The sequence below is a fragment of the Streptomyces sp. NPDC001933 genome (genome assembly GCF_042890955.1).
In the GTDB taxonomy this organism is placed as follows: domain Bacteria; phylum Actinomycetota; class Actinomycetes; order Streptomycetales; family Streptomycetaceae; genus Streptomyces.
Window position 1 is genome coordinate 130,920 of the sequence record NZ_JBIASS010000011.1, and the last position, 23,283, is coordinate 154,202.

Consider the following 23,283-nt stretch of genomic DNA (forward strand, 5'->3'; position numbering starts at 1 on the left):
GACGGGGATGCGCGAGGTGCGGGTGGGGATGCGCGAGGTGCGGGTGGTGCTGCGGTCAGGCGAGCGGGAGGGCCAGACTGTGCAGATAGCGCATCAGGGTCATCAGCACATCGCGGCTGGAGCCGCGCAGTCGGGCGTCGCAGTCGATCATCGGGACCTCGTCGGGGAGGTCCAGGGCGCTCCGCAGCGCCTCGACGGGGTGCTTCGGGGCACCGGGGAAGGTGTTGACGGCGACGACGAACGGCACGCCGCGCTCCTCCAGTCTCCCGATGACGTCGAAGCTGACTTCGAGGCGCCGGGTGTCGACGAGGACCACCGCGCCGAGGGCACCTTCGAACAGCCCGTTCCACAGGAACCAGAACCGTTCCTGGCCCGGGGTGCCGAACAGATAGAGGATCAGCTCCTCACTGATGGAGATCCGGCCGAAGTCCATGGCGACGGTGGTGGCGGTCTTGCTCTCCACCCCGAAGTTGTCGTCCACGCCGACACCGGCCTGGGTCATGGTCTCCTCGGTGGTCAGCGGCCGGATCTCGCTGACGGAACCGACCATGGTCGTCTTGCCGACCCCGAACCCGCCGACGATCACGACCTTCACCGCGGCTGTCGCCGTGGTGGGAAGGACGTCCTCGCGCCGGGGGCCGGTGATCGTGTCAGAGCTTCTGAAGTCCATGCATCACCGCTTCGAGAAGGGACCTGTCCGGGAGAGTGGCGCGGACGATGGGTGCGCGCGATTCGATGAGCTCGGCAGCGAGGAGTTCGGTGAGGAGCGAGGTCACCACGCTGAAGGGCAGACCGAGATATGCCGAGATCTCGGCGACGGATAACGGTGCCTGACAGAGCCGCAGGATCACGGCCTGCTCGGGCTGGACCGTCGGTGACGGCTCTGCCTGGGCGACGATCATCGTGACCAGGTCGAGCTGCGCCCTCTCGCTGCCGTCGGGATCGCCGCTGATCACGTACAGCCGTTCCGGATCGCTCAGTGCCGGATCGGCTTCTCGGCGTTCTCGTCGGGGAGAGTTCATCCGGCCTGCCCGTCATGGCGCGGCGGACTCGTCAGGTGGGCACCGATCCTGACGACCATGTCGCGCATCCGCGAGCCGACGAGCCCCGCGTCGACCGTCTCACCGGCGAGCACCGCGAGGTAGGCGCCCGTTCCGGCGGCCATCAGGTAGAAGAAGCCGCCGGTGACCTCGATGACGACCAGCCGCATGAGCCCGTCGCTGTAGGGGATCTCGGAGGCGACGGCGGCGGCCAGGCTCTGCAGGCCGGCGCAGGCCGCCGCGAGGCGGTCGGCGACATCGGGGTCGCCGCCGTGCCGGGCGATGCGCAGACCGTCGGCGGAGAGCACCACGATCTGGTGGATGTCCGGTACGTCGTCGGCCAGTTCCTTGAGCATCCAGTCCATGTTTCCCCGCTGCTGGATCACTTCAGGTCTCCCTTGTCCCACGCATCGTCAGAGTCTTCGTCGGTCTTCGGGTCCTGCGGCACACCGTTGACCGCGTTGGTGAAGGCCTCCAGCCAGAGTCCGGGCGGCTGTTCCTTGCCGCCGGATCCGCCGGGCCCGTGACCATTGGTGTGGCCGTTGGTGTAGCCGTTGCGCTGGCCCGCGGTGGGGTCGGCGGGCTGGGCCGGGAGGTTGTGCGAGCCGAGGGGCGCCCTGCCGCGACTGCGGCGCTGCGGGAGCCCGCCCGCGGTCCATTCGGTCACCACGGGGACGTCGTCCTCCATGGCGGCTGCGGGGAGGACCGGCCGGGTGGCGGGTGCGACCGGCCCGGTGGCGGGTCGCTGGGCCACGGGGGTACGGGGCTTGCGGCGGCGGGCCGGCACGACGTGCTTCATCGCCTCCTGGTCGATGTCGCTGGTGGGCCTCGACGTGGCACCGATGCCGTGGGCGATGCCGGGAGCGGGTCCGGTGGTGATCATGGCGCGGGGCACGATGAGCACGGCGCGGACGCCGCCGTACGCGGACTGCCGCAGCGAGACCTGGAGGTCGTACATCCGCGAGAGCCGGCCGACGACGGCCATGCCGAGGCGCGGGGACTCGCCGAGGTCGTTCATGTTGGAGCCGGCCTGGGCCCTGGCGAGCATGTTCTCGGCCCGCGAGCGGGCCTCCTCGCTGAGCGAGACGCCGCCGTCCTCGATCTCGATGGCGATGCCGGTCTGCACCTCGACGGCGGTGACGTGCACCCGGGTCTGCGGGGGCGAGTAACGGGTGGCGTTGTCGAGGAGTTCGGCACAGGCATGGATGAGCGGCTCGACTGCGGTGCCGATGATGGCGACCTTGGCGATCGAGTGCAGATCGACGCGGGGGTATTCCAGGATCCGCGACATGGCACCGCGCAACACGCTGAACAGCGGTACGGGCTTGGGCCACTGACGGCTGGGGCGGGCGCCGCCGAGTACCGCGATGGAGTCGGCGAGGCGGCCGATCAGCGCGGTGCCGTGGTCGATGCGGAGCAGGTCGTCGAAGACATCGGGGTTGCGTCCGTGGTGCTCCTCCATCTCGCGCAGTTCACTCGCCTGGCGGTGGACGATCGCCTGGACGCGCCGGGCGACGTTGACGAACGCGCGCTGCGCGGAGTCACGCATCGCCTCTTCGTTGTCGATGATGTGCAGCACCGTGTAGACGAGGGTGCGCTGGGCGTCGGGCAGGTCGTGGTACAGCTCGTCCGCGTCGACGACGTCGCGGAGCACCTCTTCGGGCGAATTCCCCACGCGCAGCCGGTGGATGGCGGCCGGCAGGAGCTCCTTGCTGATCCGCACGGTCTCGTCGTCATGGGTGGCGATGCGCCGCTCCAGGTCGGCGAAGCGCCGTTCGTACACCGCGCGCTGGGTAAGCAGATCGCGTGCCCGGCGGGCGAGTTGGACGCTCAGGGCGGCTACCACGACGGTGGCGACGGCACCGCACCAGACGACTGGTATCCGCGCGGCCGTGGAAACCAGTGCCGCCGCGGCGGCGGTGGCGCCGCCCATCAGGAACACGGGCAGCAGCACGGCACGAGCGACGGAGGGTTCTCGGTCGATCGGCGGTGATTCAACACGAACCATCTAAGACCTCTGGCGGTTGATTCGGGAGGTATGCACGCTTGCAGGGCAGTCGGGAACAAGCGCTCGAATTCATATCAACTCGACTTCACTGCGCGTGAGCTTAGTCAGATCGAATCAGTGCTTCGGCACATTCACCCAACCCCCTGCGCGAGCGCTCCAGCGGTAATACACTCACGAGTTTTTGCACGCACCGCCGTCATACGCACACAAGGAGTTACAGCAGAGGTGATTCGATGCGAGAGCAAGGAACTGGTACCGGAGAGCGGGACAACATACGGCTGCTTCAAGCGAGTTCAGGGACTTTCCCCCTGCTGGACACACTCATCTGTCCCTTGATGCAGGACAGACGCACATGCGATCGAACCGGATCGAAAGCAACGCATTCGTGACTCGGGGGCGGGTGGACGGTGCGGTCACCGAACTGACGGACGGTACGGACCGGCATCCCGCGCACCGCTGAACACACCTGCACCGAAGGGGAACCGACACACCATGGGGTCGAATCGTGGCTACACCATCGAATCGCTGGACACCGGGCTCCGGTTGATGCAGCTCTTCCTCACCCACGACACGCTCACCGTCTCCGAGGCCGCCGAACTGCTCTCCGTGGGCCGGTCCACCGCGCACCGGGTCCTCAGCACCCTGGAAGGACGCGGCTTCGCGACGCGGGACTTCTCCGGCCGCGGCTACTCGGCCGGGCCGGAGCTGGTCCGGCTCGGCAGCCCGGCGGGATTCGGCCCGGCCGTCCGTGAACGGCTCGCGGCGGTGCTGGACGACGCGGCGCTGCGCACCGGCGAGACCGTGCAGTGCACCGCGCTGATCGGCGACCGGATCATCGTCACCGACGGCCGCGAGTCCGCGCAGCCGGTACGGGTGATGCCGGAACCCGGCAGTACGCACCCCGCCCACGCCACGTCGGGCGGGAAGTTGCTGCTCTCCCGGATGGCGCCGGAACAGGTCTGCTCGCTCTACCCGCATGAGGAGCTGCCTGCGGCCACGCCGTCCACCGTCATCTCACGCTCCGCGCTGCTCGCCGAGCTCCAGGAGATCCGCTCCGTCGGATACGCGCTCAGCCGCGGGGAGTCGGTCCGGGGCATGAACACCGTGGCCGTGCCGCTGACCGGGTCGAGCCGGCGTGACCGGCTCGCCCTGATGGCATCGGCACCCTCCGATCGCGGCGACGACGCGGCGCTCGTCCGCCGTGCCGGGGAACTCCGCCTGTCCGCCGCGCTGTTGGACGAGGTCTGACCGGCCCCGGTCGTTCGGCCACGGGCGAGCGCGCGCCGGAGCGGACCGCCGGAGTGCGCCGTCCCGCTCCGGCGGTCCGCTCCGGTGAGCCGCTTCCGCCCGGGTGGCTACATCGGGAGTTCGATGGCGTGCGCCTCCACCAGGGCGGCGATCCGCGCGAGAACGCCGTCCGCGGACCGTGGCTCCAGCCGGGACCCGTCGCGCAGCCGCAGCGCCACCTGCCCCTCGGCGGCTTCCCTCGCCCCGATGACCGCCTGGCAGGGCACCAGCCGGGCCTCCCGGATGCGGGCGCCGAGGGTGCCGCGTTCCGGTCCGGCGATCTCGGCCCGCAGCCCCAGGTCGGCGCATTTCCGGGCGAGCGCCTCGGCGTCCGGCAGTTCGGCGTCGGAGATCGGGAGGATCGCCAGCTGGGTGGGGGCGAGCCAGGCGGGGAGGGCCCCGCCGTGCACCTCGATCAGATGGGCGACGGCTCGCTCCACACTGCCGATGATGCTGCGGTGGATCATGACCGGCCGGTGTTTCGCACCGTCGGCGCCGATGTAGTGCAGGTCGAACCGGCCCGGCTGATGGAAGTCGATCTGGACGGTTGCCGGTATCCGGCCCGCCGTTCGGCGGTGCGGACGTACTCCTCCAGGGTGTGGCGCACGGCGGCGCCGTCGGGCAGCCAGTAGGGCAGTCCCGCGCCGATCAGCGGGTCGGTGTCGAACAGGCCCAGTTCGCGGCCGAGCTTGCGGTGGTCGTGCATGGCGGTCTCCTCGCGGTCGTCGGGCGGGTGACCGCAAGGCGAAGCCCCGGGGCACTCGCCCCGGGGCTTCTCACTGCACAGCTGTCAGCGCGCCGGGACATTCTCCGGCGTCGTCGTCATGGCAGCGCGCTTCATGCGGTGGACGCTAGCAGCGGTGCACCACCGTCCGCACGGCATTTTCCCGGTGCCGCGGGCACGGCCCCGTGCACCGGCGCCGGTTCAGCGCCGGCCGCCGCCGATCCGCCCCTCCAACTGCAGCAGCAACTCGCTGAGCTGGGCGCTGAGCTGCGCACGAGACTGCTCGTCGAGACCGGACAGCACCGCGCGTTCGTACGCGAGCTGCCGGGGCAGCAGCATGTCCACCAGCGCGCGCCCCTCCTCGGTGAGGCGGATGTGGTTGACCCGGCGGTCGCGGTCGTCGCCGCGGCGGTCGACGAGACCGCGTTCCTGAAGGACCCGCAGCCGCTTGGTGACGGCGGCGCCGGACGAGAACGTCTCCCTGGCCAGTTCGCCGGGGGTGAGTTCGCGGTCGGTCCGGCGTACGGCACCGAGCAGGTCGAACTCGGCCCGGGTCAGCCCGGCCTCGCGCAGCGGGGCGTCCTCGGCCTGCTGGAGCAGGGCCGCGCAGCGGTTGATGCGGCCGATGAGCTCCATCGGTCCGGTGTCCAGTTCCGGGTTGACGGCCTGCCACTGCCGTACCACCGTGGCGACGATGTCGTCGGTCACACCGCTCCGTTCTCCGGGGCGCGGGCGATCGACCCCCGCCGTGTTGCTGTAGCGGCGAGCGTACGGTGTCCGGCCTGCTCGGCCGCGAGGACCCGCTCCTGGGGCAGGGCGCGCTGCCACCATTCGCCCGCCGCCGTGTCGTCGGCCTCGCGCAGTTCGACGAGCGATCCGGTCAGCCTGCGGCGGGCGGCGTCGAGCGCGGCGGGCGTCTGCTGCGGGGCGGCCAGTGCGTGTACGGCGTGGGCGCGGGCCAGGTCGGTGGCGGCGAGCGCCTTCTCCAGCCGTCCGGCGGCGCGGCGGTTGGTCACCAGCATGGCGGCGAGGATGCCCACCCCGGCGCCGATGACGGTGTCCAGGACCCGGTCGCCGATGAGTTCACCGGCCGGGTGGGTGCCGCCGAATTCCAGGACCAGCAGTGCCATCGGGGTGACGGCGACGGAGCCGAGCCAGTAGTTCCGGGTGATCAGGGCCTCGGCGGCGAAGCCGAAGAACAGGCAGAAGCCGATGAGGGCCAGCGGGCCGGTGCGACTGACCGGGAGGATCGCGGCGAAGACGAGGACGCCGAGCAGATTGCCGAGGGTGCGCTGGAGGGCCCGGTTCCAGGACAGGGTCACATTGGCCTGGTACAGGGAGGCGGCGGTGACGATCGCCCAGTAGGGGCGGCCGACGCCGGCCGCCTGGGAGACGTAGCCGGCCAGGGCGCAGCCGACGAGGGCGCGGGCGCCGATGGGCAGCAGCGGGGAGCCCGGGGCGAGGCTGCGCAGCAGCACGCGGCGGGCCTCGCGACGGCTTGTGCCGCGGGCGGCCCGTTCGGCGTCGATGCCGAGGAGTTCTTCCGTCGTGCCGGGGGCGGGAGGCGGTGTGGGAACGGGGCCCCGGGCGCGGGTCCGCCGGGCCCAGGCGCGGAGCTGTTCCGGGTCGGGGGCGGGAGCGGGGAGGGCCAGTACGTCGCCGAGGGTGCCTGAGGCGAGGGCGGCTTCGGCGTGCACGACGAGCCGTTCGAGTGACCGGCGTACGGGCGAGGGGCGTCCGGCGGCGAGCAGGGTCTGCCAGGCCGCGTGCACGGTGGCGGCCGCGGCGTGCCGGGTGCGGTGGCCGGGGTCGGTGAGGTACGCCGCGGCGGCGTCGAGGGCGCGGGCCGTCGCCCGGCGCTCCGGGCCCTCCCGGCGGACGAGCGCGGGGCCGGCCGTGACCAGCCAGGCGATGGCGCCCGCGGCCAGGGTCAGCGCGAGATGGCCGGGCACCTGGCCCGGTTGCTGTGGGACGAAGAGGGCGGCGGAGGTGACGAAGGTGAAGATCACCGGTCCGGGCGGGCCGATGCGGGTGGCGTCGCAGAGCGTCTTCTGCGCCGCCGCGAGGAGCGCCCCCACCGCGATCAGTACGGCGGTGGACCCGGTGAGAGAGGCCGCGACCAGGGATATCGCCAGGCCGATGACCATGGAGACGACGACTCCGGCGACGGCGCGGGCACGCCGGGCGTACGGCAGGTTGTGGCCGTACAGCGCACAGAGCGAACCGGCCATCGTGTACATCACGAGGTCGAGCCGGTCGATGGCGAACAGCACCAGATCCGGTACGGCGGTGGCGACGACCACGCTCAGTGCCGGCTTGAACCACATGTCCGAGGGCCTGGCGAGGCGCAGCGGGGCCGCCAGCGGGAGTCTGCGGACGGAGGGCTGCCGGGACCAGGTGGTTGTATCGCTCACCCAAATATCTTAACAGGTATTACACCCATAAAATATTTTTCCCCGATGGCCGCGCCCTGCCCGAGGTCATAGCGTTCAACTGCGCGAGGACCGGCAGCCGCAGGCCCACGTGCGTGTCCACGCAGCCACGGAGGAACCGAATGAAGCTCACCGAACCGGTGACCGGCGGCCCCTGCTGGGTCGAGCTGAGCACCGCCGACATCCCGGCCGCCAAGTCGTTCTACACGGCACTCTTCGGCTGGCGCCCGGAGACCGACCCGCGCGAGGAGGCGGGCGGCTACACGATGGCGCACCTCGGCGACGCACGCGTGGCCGCGCTCAGCCCGATCTATCAGCCCGGTCAGCCGACCGCCTGGACGGTCTCGTTCGCCACGGACGACACGGACGGCACCGTCGAGCGGGTGAAGTCGGCGGGCGGCTCGCTCCTGGTCGGCCCGATGGATGTGTTCGACCAGGGCAGGTTCGCGGTGGTCACCGATCCGTCCGGCGCGGTGTTCTCGCTGTGGCAGGGGCGCGCCTTCGCCGGTGCCGAGCGGCTGAACGACCCCGGAGCGCTCGGCTGGGTCGAGCTCGTCACCCGCGAGGCCGACCCTGCGCTCGCTTTCTACCCCGCGGTCTTCGGGTGGACGGTGAACGCCGTGTCGGACCGGTACACGCAGTGGGGCGTGGCCGGTGAGGACTTCGGCGGGATGCTGGTCATGGACGACCGGTTCCCGCCGGAGGCACCGCCGAACTGGCTGCCGTACTTCGCCGTGGCGGACGTCGACGCGACGGCCGCCACGGCCCAGGGGGCGGGCGGCGAACTGCTGATGCCGCCGACCGACATCCCCGACGGGCCGCGGATCGCCGTCGTGCGGGACCCGCAGGGTGCGGTGTTCGGCATCCACCGGACGGGCGGCGAAGGCTAGGGTCTGTCCTGCGGATCATGGCCGGGGTCTTCTGGAGTTGAGTCGATGTACGAGAGCGATGCCGGACTGCTCGCCCCCGGGCGGGCCGGCTCCCCCGCCGAGACGACCACCGGCGACAGCGCCTTCCTGCAGGCGATGCTCGACGCCGAGGCAGCGCTCACCCGCGCCCAGTCCGAGTGCGGGCTCGCCCCCGCGGGGGCCGGGCAGGCGGTGACGGCCGCGGCGGCCGACACCGGCCGGTTCGACGTACGGGATCTGGCGCTGCGCGCACGCGCGGGCGGCGATCCGGTCATCCCGCTGGTCATGGACCTCGTCGCCGCCGTGTCGCCGGACAACCGGCCGTACGTGCACCGGGGCGCGGCCAGCCAGGACATCCTCGACACCGCCGCCATGCTGGTCGCCGCACGCACCCTGGCCCCGCTCCTGGACGACCTGGCACGGACCGCGAACGCGGTGGCCCGGCTCGCCACCGTGCACCGCAACACCCCGATGGCCGCCCGGACCCTCACCCAGCACGCCGTACCGACCACCTTCGGGCTCAAGGCGGCGGGGTGGCGGGCGCTGATCCTCGACGCGAGGGACCGCCTCTCGGCCGTACGGGAGTCGCTTCCCGTTCAACTCGGCGGGGTGGCGGGAACGCTGGCCGCCTTCGAGGCGTACGCACCCACCAACGACATCGACGCGATCGATCCGGGGCTGCCCCTCGTCCAGGCGTTCGCGAGCGAACTCGGCCTGGCCGAACCGCTGTTGCCGTGGCACACCCTGCGTACCCCGATCGCGGACCTGGCGGGCGCGCTCGCCTTCACCGCGGGTGCGCTCGGCAAGACGGCGGCCGATGTGCTCAGCCTTTCCCGGACCGAGATCGGTGAGGTCGCCGAGGGGCAGGGCGATGATCCGTCCGCCATGGCGCACCGGGCCGGTCCGGTGCACGCCACGCTGATCGCGGCGGCCGCCCGTCGCGCCCCGGGGCTGGCGGCGACGCTGTACGGATCGCTCGCCGCCGAGGACGAGCGGCCGGCCGGGGCGTGGCACGCCGAGTGGGAGCCGCTGCGCGAGCTGCTGCGGCTCGTCGGCGGGGCCGCGCGCTGCGCCGCCGAACTCACCGGGGCCCTGCGCGTCGTCCCGTACGCCATGCGGGAAAATCTCCAGCTCACCGACGGGCTGATCGTCTCGGAACGGCTGGCCGCCGTGTTCGCCGAACGGATCGGCCGCAAGCGCGCCCAGGAGGTTCTGGCCGGCGCCGCCGACCGGGCCCGCGCGGAGACCACGGACCTGTCCGACGTCCTCGCCGACGTGCTCGACGAGGAGCCCGAACTCGCCGGTCTCGACCTGGGCGAACTGACCGACCCCGCCCGCTACACCGGCTGCGCGGGAGCCCTCACCGATCGCGCGCTCGATCGCGGCTGACCGGCCCCGTCGTCATGCCGGGCCCCCGTCGCCCGCAGGGCCCCGCGCTCACCGGACCAGCCGGCCCTCGCGGGCGATGATCCGGCCCTCGCGTACGACCACGGACGGGACCGGGCGGTCCACCACGGCCTCGGGCAGCGACCCCGCGGCCACCAGGACGAAGTCGGCCGGGTCGCCGGTCTCCAGCCGGGAGGCGGGCAGTCCGAGCAGGGCGGCGCCGCCCTGCGCCACCGCCTCGTAGCAGGCGGCGAGTTCGGCATCGGTGCGGGCATCCGTGCGGTACGCGAGCAGATGGGCCCGCGCGATCATGTCGCCGTCACCGAACGGCGTCCACGCATCGCGCACACCGTCCGAGCCGACGGCGAGCCGCACACCGTGCGGGGTGAGCCGCGCGGGGTCCAGGACCGGGTCACCGCCCAGCGCGCAGGTGACCAGGGAGACACCGGCCCCCGCCAACAGCGCGGCGACGGACTCGTTCCCGGCACCGTCCAGCTCGGCGACGGCGAAGGCGTGGCCGAGGGTGACGTGTCCCTGCATCCCCGCCGCGACGGTACGCCGGGCGATCTCGGTGACCTGGCGGATGCCTGCCGGTCCGCCGTCGTGCAGATGGATGTCGAGCGGTACGCCCTTGCGGGCGGCCAGCCCGAACACGAAGTCCAACTGGCCCTCCATGTCGCCGTCGATGCCGATCGGATCGAGGCCGCCGACCACATCGGCGCCCTCGGACAGGGCCTGCTCCATCAGTTCGGCGGTGCCGGGCTCGCTCAACAGGCCGAGCTGGGGGAAGGCGACGATCTGGACGTCGATGAGGTCCTTGCGGGCATCGGCCGCCGCCCGCACTCCGTGCACTCCGGACAGGCCGTGGACGGGGGCGACATCCACATGGGCCCGCATGGCGCGGGTGCCACGGGCGATGGCCCGGTCCATGAGTGCCCCGACCCGCTCCGCCACCGGATCCGTGAAGGCGGTCCTGGCCCGTACGTCACCCTCGATCAGGTCCCGGAGCGTGTCGGCGGGCTCACGGCTCAGCCAGGGCCCGCCCCAGGTCGACTTGTCGGGGTGGATGTGCGCGTCGACGGGCGAGGGCAGGGCGAGGGCCCCCTGGGCGTCCACGGTCACGCAGCCGTCGGGCAGCTCCGCGGGGTCGTACGCGGCGATCCGGCCCTCGGAGACCAGCAGGTCACGGGTGCGCCCGTCGGCGCAGCGGACGGCGGTGAACAGGACGTGGGGGCGGGCGGGGGCGGGCGTCGCCATGGGCGGGGGTCTCCTTGGGTGGTGCGCGACAGGTGGTGCGCGACGTCGTGCGCGGGTCGGTCGTCCGGGCCGGGGCCGGGATCCACGGGTCTGGCGGCAGGGGCTGTTCCGGATCAGGAGTCAGCGGTGCCGGCGGCGAGCATCTGCATCGCGGTCTCGCGAGTCCCGGCGACATGACGGCGGGCGATACGTTCCGCCGCCTCGGCGTCACCGCTGCGGATCGCTTCGTAGAGCAGTTCGTGCTCCCCGCACATCATGGGACCGTCGCCCGGCTCGGAGGTGAGGCTGAACAGGCGGCGCAGCCGGCCGTCGAGCGGTGCCATCAGGCCCTGGAGCAGCGGATTGCCGGACATGACGACGATCTGCTGATGGAAGTCGGCATGGACCGAGCCCAGTTCGCGGGTCCGGCGGGAGGAGTCGGCGGCGCGGCGGGCCCGTTCCAGCAGCTTCTCCAGGGTGCGCAGGCTGGCCCGGTCGGCGCGCTGGGCGGCCAGCGAGGCCGCCAGCGCCTCCAGGTGTTCCCGGATGTCGAAGAAGTCCGCGGCCTCGGCCGGGCCGAGCGGGGCGACGAACGCGCCCCTGCGCGCCTGCGCCGCGATGAACCCCTCGGTCTCCAGCCGTTGGATGGCCTCCCGTACAGGGATACGGGACACCCCCAGCTCGTCCGCGAGTTCCCGCTCGACGACCCGGTGCCCGGAGGGGTAGCGGCCGTCGATGATCCGCTCGCGCAGTTCCACATAGACCTGGTCGCGCAGCGACTGATGTGCCGCACCGATGGTGCCGGTGGCGTTGGGGCCGGCGGTTCGGCTGCTGCTCATGGACTCGCTTCCTGCCCGTCGGAGCCGGTCTCTTTCCGGCTCCCGTGCCGCGATCATCGCAGATTCCGGAAACCTTCCGTACCCCCTTGATTGGTATTCGGTATACCAGATAGCTTGAGCGCCGCGCCCAATCCGGCCGCCCTGAACTGGTCTTTTCCGCCGCCCCATGCCTGGAGCAGGCATCGGCTTCGGCGTCCAGCCGCCCGTTCGCACCTGAGGAACCACCGATGACGCAACCCTCGACGGCCGTCCCGCCGCCCGCCTCCCCCGCCTCGGCCCCCGAGGCCCTCCGGGATACCGCCCTGCCTTCCGGCGGTCCGTCCGGAAGCCTCGCCAAGGGGCAGATCGGCACCTTCGATCTGGTCTTCTTCGTCGTGGCGGCGGCCGCACCGCTGACGGTGCTGGCAGGTGTCGCACCGTTCGCCATCGGGATCGGCGGTCCGGGCACCCCGCTCGGCTATCTGGTCTCCGGTGCGCTGCTGGTGCTCTTCGCCGCCGGGTTCACCGCGATGAGCCGCTACGTGCGCAACGCCGGGGCCTTCTACGCGTACGTGGCCCGAGGGCTCGGCCGTACGCTCGGTGTCGCCACGGCCTATCTGGCGACGCTTTCGTACAACCTCATCGCCCCCGGTGTCGCCGCCGGGTTCGGCTACTTCGCCTCGACGACCCTGAGCGATCTCACCGGTGCGGAACTGCCCTGGTGGCCGCTGGCGACGATCTGCGTGCTGGGCACCGGGGTACTGGGCTGGCTGCGGGTCACCCTGAGCGCGAAGGTGCTGGGGGTGGCGCTGGTCCTGGAGGTCCTGGTGCTGCTGGTGATGGACGTCGGGGTGCTGGCGGACCGGGGGACCGCCGCCCTGGACGTCACGTCCTTCGACCCGTCCGTGCTGACCTCCTCGGGCGGCATGGCGGGGATGTTCGTCCTGGTCATCGGCGCGTTCACGGGCTTCGAGGCGACCGCGATCTACGCCGAGGAGGCACGCGACCCGGAGCGCACGGTGCCCCGTGCCACCTTTGTCGCGATCGGATTCCTGGCGCTGTTCTACGCCGCCGGGGTGTGGATCCTGATGGGCAGCTTCGGCACGGACGAGTCGGTCTCGATGGCCCGCTCCTCGGACGGCCCGCAGCTGACGTTCCACGCGGCCGACCGGTTCGTCGGCCCGTGGCTCGCCGACTCCATGCATGTGCTGATCGTGGTCAGCGCGTTCGCCGCGACCCTCGCCTTCCACAACGCCGCGGCCCGCTACCTCTACGCCCTGGGCCGCGAGGGTCTGCTGCCGCGCCGGCTGGGCCGGGTGTCGCCCCGTCAGGGCTCACCGGTGGCGGCCGTCGTCGTGCAGACCGTCTTCGGCCTGGTGATCGTGGTGGGCGGTGCCCTGATCGACGCGGATCCGTACGCCGAGATCTTCCTGTGGACCAACAGCACCGGCGTACTCGGCATCATGATCATGCAGGCGCTGGCCGCGCTCGCCGTCTGCTTCTTCTTCCGCCGGGAGCGGCGCGGCATGTCGGTCTGGCGGGTCGCGGTCGCACCGCTGATCGCCTTCGTGGGTCTCGCGGTCCTGTCGGTGCTCGCGATACTCCACTTCGACCTGCTCACCGGGCGCACGGGTGCGGTCAATGTGGCGCTGCTGCTGCCGCTGCCGGTGGTGCTCGTGGCCGGGGCCGTGGTGGCGCTGCGCATCAGGCACGCCGACCCCGGACGGTACGCGCGGCTCACCGAGGTGGACGTGGAACGGGACTGAGCGCGCGGCTCCGCGAGGACGACGCGAACGGCCTGCACCGCCCAGGTCGCTGTCAGCCCTTCGCGTCGTCCCCGCGGAGCCTGGCGTGCAGATGCATGTCGTGCCAGCCGTCGGAGTGGAGCTGGGAGTGGCGCCGGGTGCCCTCCAGGGCGAACCCCGTCTTGGCCGCCACCCGGCAGGACGCCTCGTTCAGCACGGAGTGATCGAGTTCCAGCCGCTCGAACCCGATCTCGTCGAACGCCCAGCGCGCGAGTGCCGAGACGGCCCGCGGCGCCACGCCCCGTCCGCGGGCGGCCGGCAGCACCCAGTAGGCGCATTCCGCCTGGCCGCCCTCCGGGATCAGCGAACGGAGCGAGATCCGGCCGAGGACTTCCCCGGTTCCGTCGCCCGCCCCCCGGGGACGCACGACGGCCCAGTGGGCCGCGGTCTCGCCGCGCCAGGCCTCCTGCCACTGCTCGATCCAGCCGCGCGCCTCGTCCTCGCTGTCGGCCCGGCGCATGTGCCAGCGCTGGATGGCCGGATCGGAGAAGGCGGCGACGACCGACGGGGCGTCCGCGCACTGCCACGGCCGCAGCAGCAGGTCGTCGTCGGCGGCGAGAGCCGGTTGGGCGGAGTCCGCGAGGCGACCCGGGGGAATGTGGGGCGGCACCAAGTACGGCATGGGCGCATCATGGCACGGGGCGGAAGCCGTCGCGGCCGATCGCGCGCCGGTCGGCCCGGACCCGCCCGGTCGACCTGCCCGTCAGCCGGCCTGCCCGCCCGTAGGACCGCCCGCAGGCCAGCCCGTCAGCCGGTCTGCTCGTCGGTCGCCTGTACGTGGTCGGCGATGCCTGCGACGAGGACCCGGGTGTTCGGTTCGATGGGGCGCCACCGGTGGACGAGGCCGCTCGTGCAGTGGAGCGTGTACGGACCCGCACGGTCTTCGGCAGCGGCGTCGCCGCCGGGGCGCCGGCGGCGGTGGTCCTCGCGGCCGTGTTCGGCCGGCTCGGGCCGAAGGAGGAGAAGCCGCGGGCGAAACCGGCGGAGGAGCCCTCGGCCGGGGCCCAGGTGGGCTCCGCCCCGTGACGTCCCGCTGCCCCTGGTGCCCCCCCCCTTGCACGGACGATCGTGCCAGGGGGCACCCATACGACATCCGCCCGATCCACTCCCTCCCACCCCTCATTGAAACTTCACACACCGCGTACGATGACGGGATGACCGGCCTGAGCGAAGCGACGCGCCGACGGACGCAGGGCACCTGCGCGTCGGCCGTGTTCGGCTGGCTGTTCGTGCTCTTCGCCATGGTCTCGTGCTGCTCGATCACGGCCCCGGCCGTGCACGCCTCCGCCGCCGGGCCGGCGGCCGTCGCCCGGACCATCACGCCCACGCACCAGGCGCTCGCGCGCATCGTGGTGGCCGACTCCCCCGAGGACCGGGGCATGGGCAGCTCCTGCCACGGAAGCTCCGAGCACTCGACCCCGGTCGTGCTGCCCGGCCAGAGCGCACCCGCCGCCCTTCCCGGCACGACCGTCACCGTTCCTGTCGCCCCGCTCACCGGCGCGGCCGCGATCCGCGGCCCGTCCAACGACGCCGTGCGGGAAGTCGACCATCTCCGTCTGCAGGTTCAGCGGATCTAGAGGCAGGACCCGTTCCCCGCGACACCCGGGGAACAGACTCCGCATGCCCTCAGCTCCCTCACTTCCGTTGAACCGAAGGACCCCCTCATGGCATCCGCCAGTCAACAGAACGCCTCTGCCTCCGCACGCCGCGCCAAGCTGGAGGAGGCCCGCCGCAAGGAACGGGCCCGCGAGCGCCGCAATCGCCTCATCACGATCACCGCGTCCGTCGCCGTGGTCGCCGCGCTCGTCGCCGGCGGCGGCTATCTGATGTCCGCCGCCAACGACAAGGACAAGGCCGAGACAGAGGCCAAGTCCTCTCCGGTGAAGGGCGAGCGGACCTGGGACAAGCTCGCCCAGAACCACGTCGACAAGAAGGTCGACTACCCGATGAACCCGCCGGTCGGCGGCGATCACAACCCGATCTGGATGAACTGCAACGCCGACGTCTACACCAAGGCGATACCGAAGGAGAACGCCGTCCACTCCCTGGAGCACGGCGCGGTCTGGGTCACGTACACGAGCAAGGCGAAGCCGGCCGACATCGAGAAGCTCAGCGAGCGGGTCAAGTCGACGCCGTACTCCCTGATGAGCCCGGTCGAGGACCAGGCCGACCCGCTCATGCTCAGCGCCTGGGGCAAGCAGGTCACGGTGAACGGCGCCGCCGACGCGCGCGTCGATCAGTTCTTCACCAAGTACGTGCAGGGCCCGCAGACCCCGGAGCCGGGCGCGGCCTGCACGAACGGGGTCGCCCAGTGACGTCCATGGTCCGCTCCTCGCGCCCGATGATGCTGGCCGGCGGCGTGGTGCTGCTGCTGGCGGCGGCCCTGGTCGCTCTCATGCTCGTACGGCCGTCCTCGTCGGCGGGCTCCCCCTCCGCCGGGGGTTCCGCCGCGACCACCCCCTCGGACACCTCGGTCGATGTCGGGTTCGCCCGTGACATGTCGATCCACCATCAGCAGGCGGTCGAGATGTCTTTCATCGTCCGGGACCGCACGTCCGACGAGGCGGTGCGCCGACTCGCGTACGACATCATCAACACGCAGGCCAATCAGCGGGGCATGATGCTCGGCTGGCTGGAGATGTGGGGCCGGGCGAAGTCCTCCTCGGCCGTGCCCATGAAGTGGATGAACCACCCCTTCACACCGAGGGGCGACGGTTCGCTGATGCCCGGCATGGCTACCAACACCGAACTCGACGAGCTGCGGGCGGCGAAGGGCAGGGCGGCCGAAGTGCTGTACCTGAAGCTGATGACCCCGCACCACCAGGCCGGTGTGGAGATGGCCGCCGCGGCGGCCACCTCGGCGGACACGGATGAGATCAGGAACCTGGCGGCAGGCATGGTGCGCGGCCAGCAGTCGGAGATGGCGCTCATGGCGGACATGCTCAAGGAGCGCGGCTCGAAGGCCTGAGCGCCGGACGTTCCTGCTTCCCGCACCCCCTCACGGCCGGCCCGTTCGCGGCGGACTCCTCCGCCTCGAACGGGCCGGCCCCGGTCATGACACGGCGACCTGCACCCGCGCGGGGACCAGCTCGGTCCCGTCCGGCAGCCGGAAGTCCAGCGTGATCCGCTGGGCTCCGGTCGCCGCCCCGGCCGTGGCGCGCACCGTCACCGTGGCGGCCGCGCCCCGGGTGCCGTGCACCTTCAGCGTGCCGCTCGCCGGTTCCAGTACCACGCCGTCGGGCGCGGTCGCCGTCCACCGGACGGTGTGACCGGTGAAGTCGACGTCCTGTGCCTCCACGACGAGGGCCACGGCGTCACCGTCCCGTACCAGCGCGAGGAATCCCGGGTCGCCGAATCCGGCGGCGGGGGCGGCGTAGCTGTCGACGACGTCCTGGCGGACCGTGGCGTCGTCGTACGGCGTCTGCCCCGCCGGGCCGTTCCAGCGCCACCATGCCTGCACATTGGGCAGGCAGACGCCGTTGAACCGGTTGCGGTGCACGAGCGCCCGGTACTCCCGGCGGGCCGCGTCGAGTTCGGCGCTGTTCGCCGGTGCCAGGCCGATGCGCATGTCGGCCAGCGCGATGTCGATGTTGCGGGTCAGCCGGTCCAGCACCGTGCGGGCCGCGGCGCCCTTCGCCAGGCCGGTGGCCTCCTTGAGCGCGTCGCGGGCCTGTGTGTAGCTGTCGGTGAGCCGGGTGACCGCGTGGGTGTCGGGGTCGAGGCCGGTCAGGTCGTAGTAGCGGCGTACGGCGGTGAAGGTCTCCTCGCCGAAGCGCGCCAGCAGGTAGCCGTCGAGATACGCGTCCGCGTCCAGGCTGTTGTCCCAGGCCAGTGCGGCGACGAGACTCTGGACGGGTTCGTACGTGATCCAGTCGCCCGGTTCGCTGTACATGCCCATGCCGTTCAGACCGAGCCGGGACTCGAAGGCGACGTCGCCCTCGATCGTGGCGATCGGACGCACCGGCAGGCTGCGCCAGCGGTAGCGCCGGTAGTACTCGTACATCACCAGCGAACCGCGGAACGCGGACCGCCACTCGCGCAGCGCGTCGGCGAGCCCGGTGTTGGCCTTCACCGCGGGATCGCCGAGATTCCCGTCGTAGTTGCGGGAGTACGGGGCGAAGTCGACGATGACCTCGGGGTCGCACGCGTACTCCGGATCGGGCGGCCGGACGGTGGACGCGTACGCGATCCGTTCGACCCGGACACCGGGCAGCTCCTTCCGCAAGACCTGGACGAGCTTGTTGACGACCACCGATTCGGCGTTGGCGGGTTTGCCGTACCGGTCGAGGATCGCCTTCTGGAACGCGCCGACGTCCGGGGGCCAGCAGTCGAAGACGGTGATCTCGGGACGCTCCCGCAGGAAGGTGACGACGCGGTCGATGTAGGCGTCGAGCGCCTCGGGGTTGTAGATGTCGAAGAGCGGCCCGCCGGACTCGTAGTACTGCGGGTGGTCGGCCTTCGGCAGGAAGCTGTCGTAGCCGTGGCCGCCGGTCTCGATGCGGATGCCGCGCTTGGTGGCCTCGCGGGTGAGGACGGTCCGCACCTTGTCGTACGTGGTGACGCCGAGGCCCAGGTAGTCGGTCGGGTGGACGAAGGTGTTGAGCCGGTTCTTCGCCATCCAGTCGAGCAGCGGCGGCAGGCTGGCTTCCGTGTGGCTGAAGCCCTCCTCGGCGTACTGCCGGCGCAGCTGCCAGTCGGGCCGGTCGGTGCTGCGTACGGGCGGGAGGGTGAGGGCCGGGGTGCTGGGGATCTGTTCGGCGTGGCCCTCGTACGCGGGGAAGGACGGGGCGAAGAACCGTACGCCGAGCCGTTCCAGGAGCGCGTAGACGGCGTAGAGCGGGGCCCGGTCGCCGATCCCGGTCAGCAGCAGGTGGGTGTGGTCGCCGAGGAGGGTGAAGGAGTCCTCGGGGGAGCCGGAGAGTTCCCGGCCGGCGTCGGCGAGCCGGCTCGCGGGGACCGCGGTCTCCCGGCCGGTGCCCGGGACGAGGCTCACCAGGCCGGTGATGCCTTCGGGGACAGCGGCGCCGGGGGCGTTCGCGGCTCGCAGCGGCAGCCGGACACCGGTGATCCGCTGGACGTAGTCCCGCAGTTCGGTGGCAGCGAACCGGGCGCTGCCCGCTCCCCACCACAGCACCGTGGCACGGGCGCGTCCGCCCGTGACGACACGGAGTGCGGCCGTGGTGGCGGGTGCGGCCGCCGCGGCTTCGGTGGCGGTGGTCCAGGGCAGCACGGCCGCACCGGCGAGGCCCGCGGCTCCGGCGAGGAACCCCCGTCGTCCCGGCGCGCACATGGTGCTCAGGTGGCGGGACGCGTATCCGTCGTCCGCGGCTCTCGGGTCGTTCATCAGTGGTCCGCCTTTCCGGCTGTGGCGTACAGGTCCGCGAGGTAGTAGTCCTTGGCCCTGCCTGCTTCGGGCAGCTTCTTCATCCGGACGAAGACATCGGCGAGTCCGTCGAACCAGCCGTCGACCGTGCCGTCCTGGCTGAGCTTCGTCAGCTCGGCGGACGGGAGGATCTTCACGTACTTCGTGGACCCCTTGAGCTGACCGGCGGGCAGTTCGAGGAAGTCGGCGGCGACGGTCTCCGACTCCTGTGGGTGTGCGGCGATCCAGTCGCCGGCCGCCTTGAGGACCCCGGTCACCTTCTTGACGAGTTCCGGGTTTCCGGAGGCCAGCTTCGGCTGGGTGACGAAGACGTTCGGGAAGGTCAGCTCGGGGTAGTAGTCCTCGGTCCGGCTGATCTCCTTGAGATCGGGGACCTTCTTCTTCATCGTGTCGATCAGCGGGTACCAGGTGGCGGCCGCGTCCACCTGGCCGGAGGAGAAGGCCGTGACGACGGTCGAGGCGTCCATGGCGACCTTGGTGACGTCGCTCTGCTTCAACCCGGCCTCGCGCAGCGCCAGATCGAGGATCATGTCGCCGGAGGTGCCTTCGGCGACGGCGATCTTCTTGCCCTTGAGGTCGGCGGGCCTGTCGATGCCGGAGCCGGGCCGGGCGATGACCCGGTCGGCGAGTCCCAGCATGTTGACGGAGACGATCGAGGCACGGCCGGAGGCGGGGAGCCAGAGCGCGCCCGGACCGACGTAGCCGAAGTCCAGGTCGCCGGAGCCCAGTGCCTGGACCTGGAGCGGGCCGTTGGTGAAGACCTTCAGCTCGGGGGTGATGCCCGCCTTCTTCCACAGGCCCTGCTTCTGGGCGACGGCGAGCGCCGCCGAGCCGCTGTAGTCGGCGATGTAGCCGAAGCGGACCTTGTCGCTGCCACCGCCCGAGGAACCGGCGGACGAGTCGCCGCCGCATCCGGTGGCGGCGGGGACGATGGCGAGGGCGAGGAGGAGACCTGCCGTGCGGCGGCCGATGAACCGGGATTTCTTCACGACGCTGTTCCTTCGAGGGGAGCGGGCTGACGGTGGACGGCATGCCAGACCTGGGCGCGCAGCGCTGCGAACTCGGGCGAGAGGCGGTGTTCCTCGGTGCGCGGGTAGGGCAGCGTGACGGGGACGACCGTGTGGATGCGGCCCGGACGGGCGGCCATCACGACGACCCGGTTGGCCAGGAAGACCGCCTCGTCGACGTCGTGGGTGATGAACATGACGGTGCGCCGGTCGCGGCTCCAGGTGTCGAGCAGGGATTCCTGCATCCGGACCCGGGTCAGTGAGTCGAGCGCGCCGAAGGGTTCGTCCATGAGGAGGACCTTCGGGTCGACGGCGTAGGCGCGCGCGATGGCGCAGCGCTGCTTCATGCCGCCGGAGAGGGTTTTGGGCAGGGCGTCGGCGAAGTCGGTGAGGCCGACGAGTTCAATGACCTCCTGGGCCCGGCGGCGGCGTTCGGCCCTGCCGACTCCGGCGACCTTCAGTCCGTACTCGACGTTGGCGGTGACGGTCATCCAGGGGAAGAGCGCGTACTGCTGGAAGATGACGCCGCGTTCGGGGGCCGGTCCGCGGACGGGGACGCCGTCGACGGTGACCTCGCCGTCGGTCGCGTCCAGGAGACCCGCCGCAATGTTCATCAGGGTGCTCTTGCCGCAGCCGGACGGGCCGACGACGGTGACGAACTCGCCGTCCTCGATGTCCAGTCCGACCCGGTCCAGGGCCAGGAACTCGCCGTCCTTGACGGTGAAGCCCCTCGACACCTCGTGGAAGTTGATGGTGGGCATGGTTACCGCCGTTCCTGCCAGTGGGTGAGCCGGCGCTCGGCGAGGAGCAGCAGCCGGTCCATGACGAGGCCGATCGCCCCGATGGCGATGAGCTGGACGAAGATGGTCGGCAGGTCGTAGTAGAGCTGGGCCTGCTGCATGCGGAAGCCCAGTCCGCCCTGGGCCGCGATGAGTTCGGCCGCCACGACGGTCGCCCAGGAGGCGCCGAGGCCGATCCGCATGCCGACCAGGATGAACGGCGTGGACGCGGGGACGACGATGCCGAGGAAGACCTGTGGGTCGCGGGCGCCGAGCACCCTGGCCGCGTTGACGAGGGTGACGTCGACGGCGACGACGCCCTGGAAGGTGGAGACGACGGAGCTGAGGAACGCGGCCAGGAAGATGACGAAGATCTTCGGGGTCTCGTCGATGCCCATGAGGACGATGGCGAGCGGGATGATCGCGAGCGGCGGCACCATGCGGAAGAACTGCAGCCAGGGTTCGATCAGCCGGCGGACGACCGGGTACCAGCCCATCAGGAAGCCGACGGGGATCGCGAGGGCGACGCCGAGGACGTAGCCGATGAGGACGCGTCTCAGGCTGGCGCCCGCGTCGGCGAGGAGCGTGCCGTCACCGATGAGGGTGATGGCCCGACGGGCCACTTCGACGGGTCCGGGGAAGCCGTCGATGCCGCTGTTGGCGAGGACGAACCAGGCTGCCAGGCCGAGCGCGGCGGAGGCGAGGCCGAGCAGCAGGGAGCGGAGCCGGCCCGTGCCCCGGGCCTTCTTCTCCGGGTGCTTCGCCGGATTCGGGCTCTTCACCGGTGCGGCCGCGGCCGGTTCGTCCGCCGGTGCGGGGCCGGGCAGCAGTTTCTGTCTCATGCGACCTCCTCCGCGACTCCGTCGACGTCCGCCGCGCGGTCTCCACCGATGTCCGCCATGTAACTCATCCAGGAGTAGGCCGGGTCGCCGCGGCGCAGCAGCTCGCGGTAGAGCCGCACGGTGAGGTCGCGCCGGACACCGGCGTAGGCAGGTGCCTCGTACACGTTGTGCAGTTCGTGCGGGTCGGTCTCCAGGTCGTACAGCTCGTGCACGCTCTCCGGGTTGTGCACCAGCTTGTGGCGCCGGTCGCGGATCATGCGCTGGGAGTAGGGGAAGTGGTGGCCGTGGAATTCGGCGACGATCTGGTCACGGGTTTTCCCGGCGGGTGTCGCGGAGTCCTGGGTGGTCCCGGCGGCCCCGGGCTTCTCCCCCATCAGCAGTGGCAACAGGCTTTCCCCGTCGCAGAGTTCGGGTGTCGGGGCGCCCGCCAGGTCGAGGATGGTCGGGTTGAGGTCGATGAGGTTGGCGAAGTCGTCGCTGACCTGGGCGGGGGCGCCCGGGACACGGGCGATCGCGGGGATCCGGTAGATGTCCTCGTACATCGCCGGGCCCTTGTCGTTCAGCCGGTGGGCGCCGGTGAACTCGCCGTGGTCGGCGGTGAAGAAGACCGCCGTGTCGTCCAGGAGCCCGTGCTCCCGGAGCGCGTCGGTCAGCCGCCCGATCTGGTGGTCGATCATGGTGACGTAGCCCCAGTAGACGGCGATGAGCTTGCGCCAGGCGGCGTCGTCGAAATCGTCCGAGGACCAGTACGCGCTGTACTGGCGCTGCACATCGGGCTTGCCGGCGAAGGTCTCGGCCATGGAGGCGGGCAACGGCACGTCGTCGGGGTCGTACAGGTCGTAGTACTCGTCGGGGATCAGATACGGCAGGTGGGGGCCGTACCAGTGGCACGACAGCATGAAGGGCGTGCCGCTCGCCTTCCAGTCGGCGGCGTACCGGTCCAGCAGGGCGAGGGTCCGGTCGGTGAGGAACGCCTCGATGGTGGCCTCGACGGGCTGCTGGAGCCGGCCGGCGATGAGGTGGCCGCGTCCGGTGCCGTTGGCGGCGGTGCCGAAGACGGGTTCGCGCACGGCGAAGGGCGGGAAGCCGTTGTCCTCCAGCCACTTCTCGTACGAGGGATGGTGTACGGGGTTGAGCGCGCCGGGCAGGTGCTCGCCGTCCAGGCCGTAGAACTCGGGGCCGCGCTCGCGGCCGATGTGCCATTTGCCGGCGTGGCCGACCTGGTAGCCCCGGTCCATCAACTGGCGCCACATCATGGGGCTTTCGTCGGAGAGTTCGTCCTTGCTGCCGCCGTTGCGCTCGGGGTTGTTCAGCATGCCGTGGCGGAACGGGTGGAGGCCGGTGGCGAGTGAGGCACGGGCGGGGGTGCAGATGGCGGTCGGCGTGTAGAAGCGGTCGAACCGGGTCCCCTCGGCCGCCAGGGCGTCCAGAGCCGGGGTGTCGACGAGTGGATTGCCGTAACAGCCCAGGGTGTCGACCCGGTGCTGGTCGGTCATCAGGAACAGGACGTTGCGCGGAGCCACTGGCTGGTCGCCCTTTCGACGGGTCGCTCACGGTGGTGCCGCCGAGGGCCCGGGCAGGCGCTCGGACCGGTGCCGAAGCACGTGCTCGGGCAGGCAAGTGACCGG

At 71.5% G+C, this 23,283-nt stretch carries 22 protein-coding genes and 1 pseudogene; 8 read left to right on the top strand and 15 right to left on the bottom strand.

Annotated features, from left to right (window positions below):
• Positions 1 to 55 precede the first annotated feature (55 nt).
• Genes ACFYY7_RS25815 through ACFYY7_RS25830 form a run of 4 tightly spaced genes read right to left on the bottom strand, consistent with a single transcriptional unit; the run spans position 56 to position 3,048 of the window.
• Positions 56 to 670, bottom strand: coding sequence for an ATP/GTP-binding protein (locus ACFYY7_RS25815; RefSeq protein WP_358942663.1), 615 nt, complete (start codon positions 668 to 670; stop codon positions 56 to 58).
• On the bottom strand, positions 651 to 1,022 hold the full coding sequence (locus tag ACFYY7_RS25820; protein WP_388664923.1) for a DUF742 domain-containing protein: 372 nt from the start codon (positions 1,020 to 1,022) through the stop codon (positions 651 to 653). Before ACFYY7_RS25820 ends, ACFYY7_RS25815 begins: the two co-directional genes overlap by 20 nt.
• Positions 1,019 to 1,426 carry a roadblock/LC7 domain-containing protein gene (locus ACFYY7_RS25825; protein WP_093896207.1) on the bottom strand — a complete coding sequence of 136 codons (408 nt, stop codon included), beginning with the start codon at positions 1,424 to 1,426 and terminating at the stop codon, positions 1,019 to 1,021. Before ACFYY7_RS25825 ends, ACFYY7_RS25820 begins: the two co-directional genes overlap by 4 nt.
• The gene (locus ACFYY7_RS25830; protein ID WP_388664925.1) at positions 1,423 to 3,048 is read right to left on the bottom strand and encodes a sensor histidine kinase; all 1,626 of its coding nucleotides are present in this window, start codon (positions 3,046 to 3,048) and stop codon (positions 1,423 to 1,425) included. The genes ACFYY7_RS25825 and ACFYY7_RS25830 overlap by 4 nt, the downstream gene beginning before the upstream one ends.
• Before the next feature lie 492 nt (positions 3,049 to 3,540).
• Between ACFYY7_RS25830 and ACFYY7_RS25835 the strand changes: the two genes are divergently transcribed.
• Entirely contained in the window at positions 3,541 to 4,296 is a 756-nt protein-coding gene (locus ACFYY7_RS25835; RefSeq protein ID WP_388664927.1) for an IclR family transcriptional regulator, read from the top strand.
• A gap of 107 nt (positions 4,297 to 4,403) precedes the next feature.
• Here the strand turns inward: ACFYY7_RS25835 and ACFYY7_RS25840 are convergent.
• From ACFYY7_RS25840 to ACFYY7_RS25850, 3 genes and pseudogenes are all read right to left on the bottom strand, one after another.
• Positions 4,404 to 5,041: pseudogene (locus ACFYY7_RS25840) on the bottom strand (His/Gly/Thr/Pro-type tRNA ligase C-terminal domain-containing protein).
• Positions 5,042 to 5,260: 219 nt separating this feature from the next.
• Positions 5,261 to 5,767 carry a MarR family winged helix-turn-helix transcriptional regulator gene (locus tag ACFYY7_RS25845; protein ID WP_266728132.1) on the bottom strand — a complete coding sequence of 169 codons (507 nt, stop codon included), beginning with the start codon at positions 5,765 to 5,767 and terminating at the stop codon, positions 5,261 to 5,263.
• Entirely contained in the window at positions 5,764 to 7,386 is a 1,623-nt protein-coding gene (locus tag ACFYY7_RS25850) for an FUSC family protein (protein ID WP_388665227.1), read from the bottom strand. Before ACFYY7_RS25850 ends, ACFYY7_RS25845 begins: the two co-directional genes overlap by 4 nt.
• A gap of 227 nt (positions 7,387 to 7,613) precedes the next feature.
• Between ACFYY7_RS25850 and ACFYY7_RS25855 the strand changes: the two genes are divergently transcribed.
• Complete coding sequence (locus ACFYY7_RS25855; protein ID WP_388664929.1) at positions 7,614 to 8,381, top strand: VOC family protein; 768 nt, start codon at positions 7,614 to 7,616, stop codon at positions 8,379 to 8,381.
• Between the two features lie 45 nt (positions 8,382 to 8,426).
• The gene (gene pcaB, locus ACFYY7_RS25860; protein WP_388664931.1) at positions 8,427 to 9,788 is read left to right on the top strand and encodes a 3-carboxy-cis,cis-muconate cycloisomerase; all 1,362 of its coding nucleotides are present in this window, start codon (positions 8,427 to 8,429) and stop codon (positions 9,786 to 9,788) included.
• 48 nt (positions 9,789 to 9,836) lie between these two features.
• Here the strand turns inward: pcaB and ACFYY7_RS25865 are convergent, their stop codons facing one another.
• Together ACFYY7_RS25865 and ACFYY7_RS25870 are read right to left on the bottom strand one after the other, a co-directional pair.
• Complete coding sequence (locus tag ACFYY7_RS25865) at positions 9,837 to 11,042, bottom strand: amidohydrolase (protein WP_388664933.1); 1,206 nt, start codon at positions 11,040 to 11,042, stop codon at positions 9,837 to 9,839.
• A gap of 113 nt (positions 11,043 to 11,155) precedes the next feature.
• Positions 11,156 to 11,860: a GntR family transcriptional regulator gene (locus ACFYY7_RS25870; RefSeq protein ID WP_388664935.1), complete on the bottom strand. Its 705-nt coding sequence runs from the start codon at positions 11,858 to 11,860 to the stop codon at positions 11,156 to 11,158.
• A gap of 227 nt (positions 11,861 to 12,087) precedes the next feature.
• On the opposite strand from ACFYY7_RS25870, the gene ACFYY7_RS25875 reads away from it, so the two are divergent.
• On the top strand, positions 12,088 to 13,605 hold the full coding sequence (locus ACFYY7_RS25875; RefSeq protein ID WP_388664937.1) for an APC family permease: 1,518 nt from the start codon (positions 12,088 to 12,090) through the stop codon (positions 13,603 to 13,605).
• A 52-nt stretch (positions 13,606 to 13,657) separates the two neighbouring features.
• Here ACFYY7_RS25875 and ACFYY7_RS25880 read toward each other — a convergent pair whose 3' ends face one another.
• Positions 13,658 to 14,266, bottom strand: a complete 609-nt coding sequence (locus ACFYY7_RS25880) for a GNAT family N-acetyltransferase (RefSeq protein WP_388664939.1) — start codon at positions 14,264 to 14,266, stop codon at positions 13,658 to 13,660.
• A 233-nt stretch (positions 14,267 to 14,499) separates the two neighbouring features.
• Between ACFYY7_RS25880 and ACFYY7_RS25885 the strand changes: the two genes are divergently transcribed.
• From ACFYY7_RS25885 to ACFYY7_RS25900, 4 genes are all read left to right on the top strand, one after another.
• Positions 14,500 to 14,670, top strand: coding sequence for a hypothetical protein (locus tag ACFYY7_RS25885; protein WP_388664941.1), 171 nt, complete (start codon positions 14,500 to 14,502; stop codon positions 14,668 to 14,670).
• Positions 14,671 to 14,798: 128 nt separating this feature from the next.
• Positions 14,799 to 15,221 carry a hypothetical protein gene (locus tag ACFYY7_RS25890; RefSeq protein WP_388664943.1) on the top strand — a complete coding sequence of 141 codons (423 nt, stop codon included), beginning with the start codon at positions 14,799 to 14,801 and terminating at the stop codon, positions 15,219 to 15,221.
• 87 nt (positions 15,222 to 15,308) lie between these two features.
• Positions 15,309 to 15,959 (top strand): DUF3105 domain-containing protein, encoded by a 651-nt coding sequence (locus ACFYY7_RS25895; RefSeq protein ID WP_388664945.1) that lies wholly within the window; start codon positions 15,309 to 15,311, stop codon positions 15,957 to 15,959.
• Between the two features lie 5 nt (positions 15,960 to 15,964).
• Entirely contained in the window at positions 15,965 to 16,612 is a 648-nt protein-coding gene (locus ACFYY7_RS25900) for a DUF305 domain-containing protein (protein ID WP_388665229.1), read from the top strand.
• An 84-nt stretch (positions 16,613 to 16,696) separates the two neighbouring features.
• On the opposite strand, the gene ACFYY7_RS25905 is transcribed toward ACFYY7_RS25900, so the two are convergent.
• From ACFYY7_RS25905 to ACFYY7_RS25925, 5 genes are read right to left on the bottom strand one after another with little or no spacing between them, the layout of a single operon-like run.
• A complete protein-coding gene (locus ACFYY7_RS25905) occupies positions 16,697 to 18,988 on the bottom strand; it encodes a DUF4838 domain-containing protein (protein ID WP_388664947.1) in 2,292 nt (763 codons plus the stop codon).
• The gene (locus tag ACFYY7_RS25910; RefSeq protein WP_388664949.1) at positions 18,988 to 20,016 is read right to left on the bottom strand and encodes an aliphatic sulfonate ABC transporter substrate-binding protein; all 1,029 of its coding nucleotides are present in this window, start codon (positions 20,014 to 20,016) and stop codon (positions 18,988 to 18,990) included. Before ACFYY7_RS25910 ends, ACFYY7_RS25905 begins: the two co-directional genes overlap by 1 nt.
• The gene (locus ACFYY7_RS25915; protein WP_388664951.1) at positions 20,013 to 20,795 is read right to left on the bottom strand and encodes an ABC transporter ATP-binding protein; all 783 of its coding nucleotides are present in this window, start codon (positions 20,793 to 20,795) and stop codon (positions 20,013 to 20,015) included. Before ACFYY7_RS25915 ends, ACFYY7_RS25910 begins: the two co-directional genes overlap by 4 nt.
• A 2-nt stretch (positions 20,796 to 20,797) precedes the next feature.
• A complete protein-coding gene (locus tag ACFYY7_RS25920; RefSeq protein WP_388664953.1) occupies positions 20,798 to 21,655 on the bottom strand; it encodes an ABC transporter permease in 858 nt (285 codons plus the stop codon).
• On the bottom strand, positions 21,652 to 23,178 hold the full coding sequence (locus ACFYY7_RS25925) for a sulfatase-like hydrolase/transferase (RefSeq protein WP_388664955.1): 1,527 nt from the start codon (positions 23,176 to 23,178) through the stop codon (positions 21,652 to 21,654). The genes ACFYY7_RS25920 and ACFYY7_RS25925 overlap by 4 nt, the downstream gene beginning before the upstream one ends.
• Positions 23,179 to 23,283 lie beyond the last annotated feature (105 nt).

Excerpts from the sequence above, each read along its gene's own strand:
- ACFYY7_RS25815 (WP_358942663.1), bottom strand. The coding sequence starts at position 670 with ATGGACTTCAGAAGCTCTGACACGATCACCGGCCCCCGGCGCGAGGAC.
- ACFYY7_RS25820 (WP_388664923.1), bottom strand. The coding sequence starts at position 1,022 with ATGAACTCTCCCCGACGAGAACGCCGAGAAGCCGATCCGGCACTGAGC.
- ACFYY7_RS25830 (WP_388664925.1), bottom strand. The coding sequence starts at position 3,048 with ATGGTTCGTGTTGAATCACCGCCGATCGACCGAGAACCCTCCGTCGCT.
- ACFYY7_RS25835 (WP_388664927.1), top strand. The coding sequence starts at position 3,541 with ATGGGGTCGAATCGTGGCTACACCATCGAATCGCTGGACACCGGGCTC.
- ACFYY7_RS25850 (WP_388665227.1), bottom strand. The coding sequence starts at position 7,386 with ATGTGGTTCAAGCCGGCACTGAGCGTGGTCGTCGCCACCGCCGTACCG.
- ACFYY7_RS25855 (WP_388664929.1), top strand. The coding sequence starts at position 7,614 with ATGAAGCTCACCGAACCGGTGACCGGCGGCCCCTGCTGGGTCGAGCTG.
- pcaB (WP_388664931.1), top strand. The coding sequence starts at position 8,427 with ATGTACGAGAGCGATGCCGGACTGCTCGCCCCCGGGCGGGCCGGCTCC.
- ACFYY7_RS25865 (WP_388664933.1), bottom strand. The coding sequence starts at position 11,042 with ATGGCGACGCCCGCCCCCGCCCGCCCCCACGTCCTGTTCACCGCCGTC.
- ACFYY7_RS25870 (WP_388664935.1), bottom strand. The coding sequence starts at position 11,860 with ATGAGCAGCAGCCGAACCGCCGGCCCCAACGCCACCGGCACCATCGGT.
- ACFYY7_RS25875 (WP_388664937.1), top strand. The coding sequence starts at position 12,088 with ATGACGCAACCCTCGACGGCCGTCCCGCCGCCCGCCTCCCCCGCCTCG.
- ACFYY7_RS25880 (WP_388664939.1), bottom strand. The coding sequence starts at position 14,266 with ATGCCGTACTTGGTGCCGCCCCACATTCCCCCGGGTCGCCTCGCGGAC.
- ACFYY7_RS25890 (WP_388664943.1), top strand. The coding sequence starts at position 14,799 with ATGACCGGCCTGAGCGAAGCGACGCGCCGACGGACGCAGGGCACCTGC.
- ACFYY7_RS25895 (WP_388664945.1), top strand. The coding sequence starts at position 15,309 with ATGGCATCCGCCAGTCAACAGAACGCCTCTGCCTCCGCACGCCGCGCC.
- ACFYY7_RS25900 (WP_388665229.1), top strand. The coding sequence starts at position 15,965 with ATGGTCCGCTCCTCGCGCCCGATGATGCTGGCCGGCGGCGTGGTGCTG.
- ACFYY7_RS25905 (WP_388664947.1), bottom strand. The coding sequence starts at position 18,988 with ATGAACGACCCGAGAGCCGCGGACGACGGATACGCGTCCCGCCACCTG.
- ACFYY7_RS25915 (WP_388664951.1), bottom strand. The coding sequence starts at position 20,795 with ATGCCCACCATCAACTTCCACGAGGTGTCGAGGGGCTTCACCGTCAAG.
- ACFYY7_RS25920 (WP_388664953.1), bottom strand. The coding sequence starts at position 21,655 with ATGAGACAGAAACTGCTGCCCGGCCCCGCACCGGCGGACGAACCGGCC.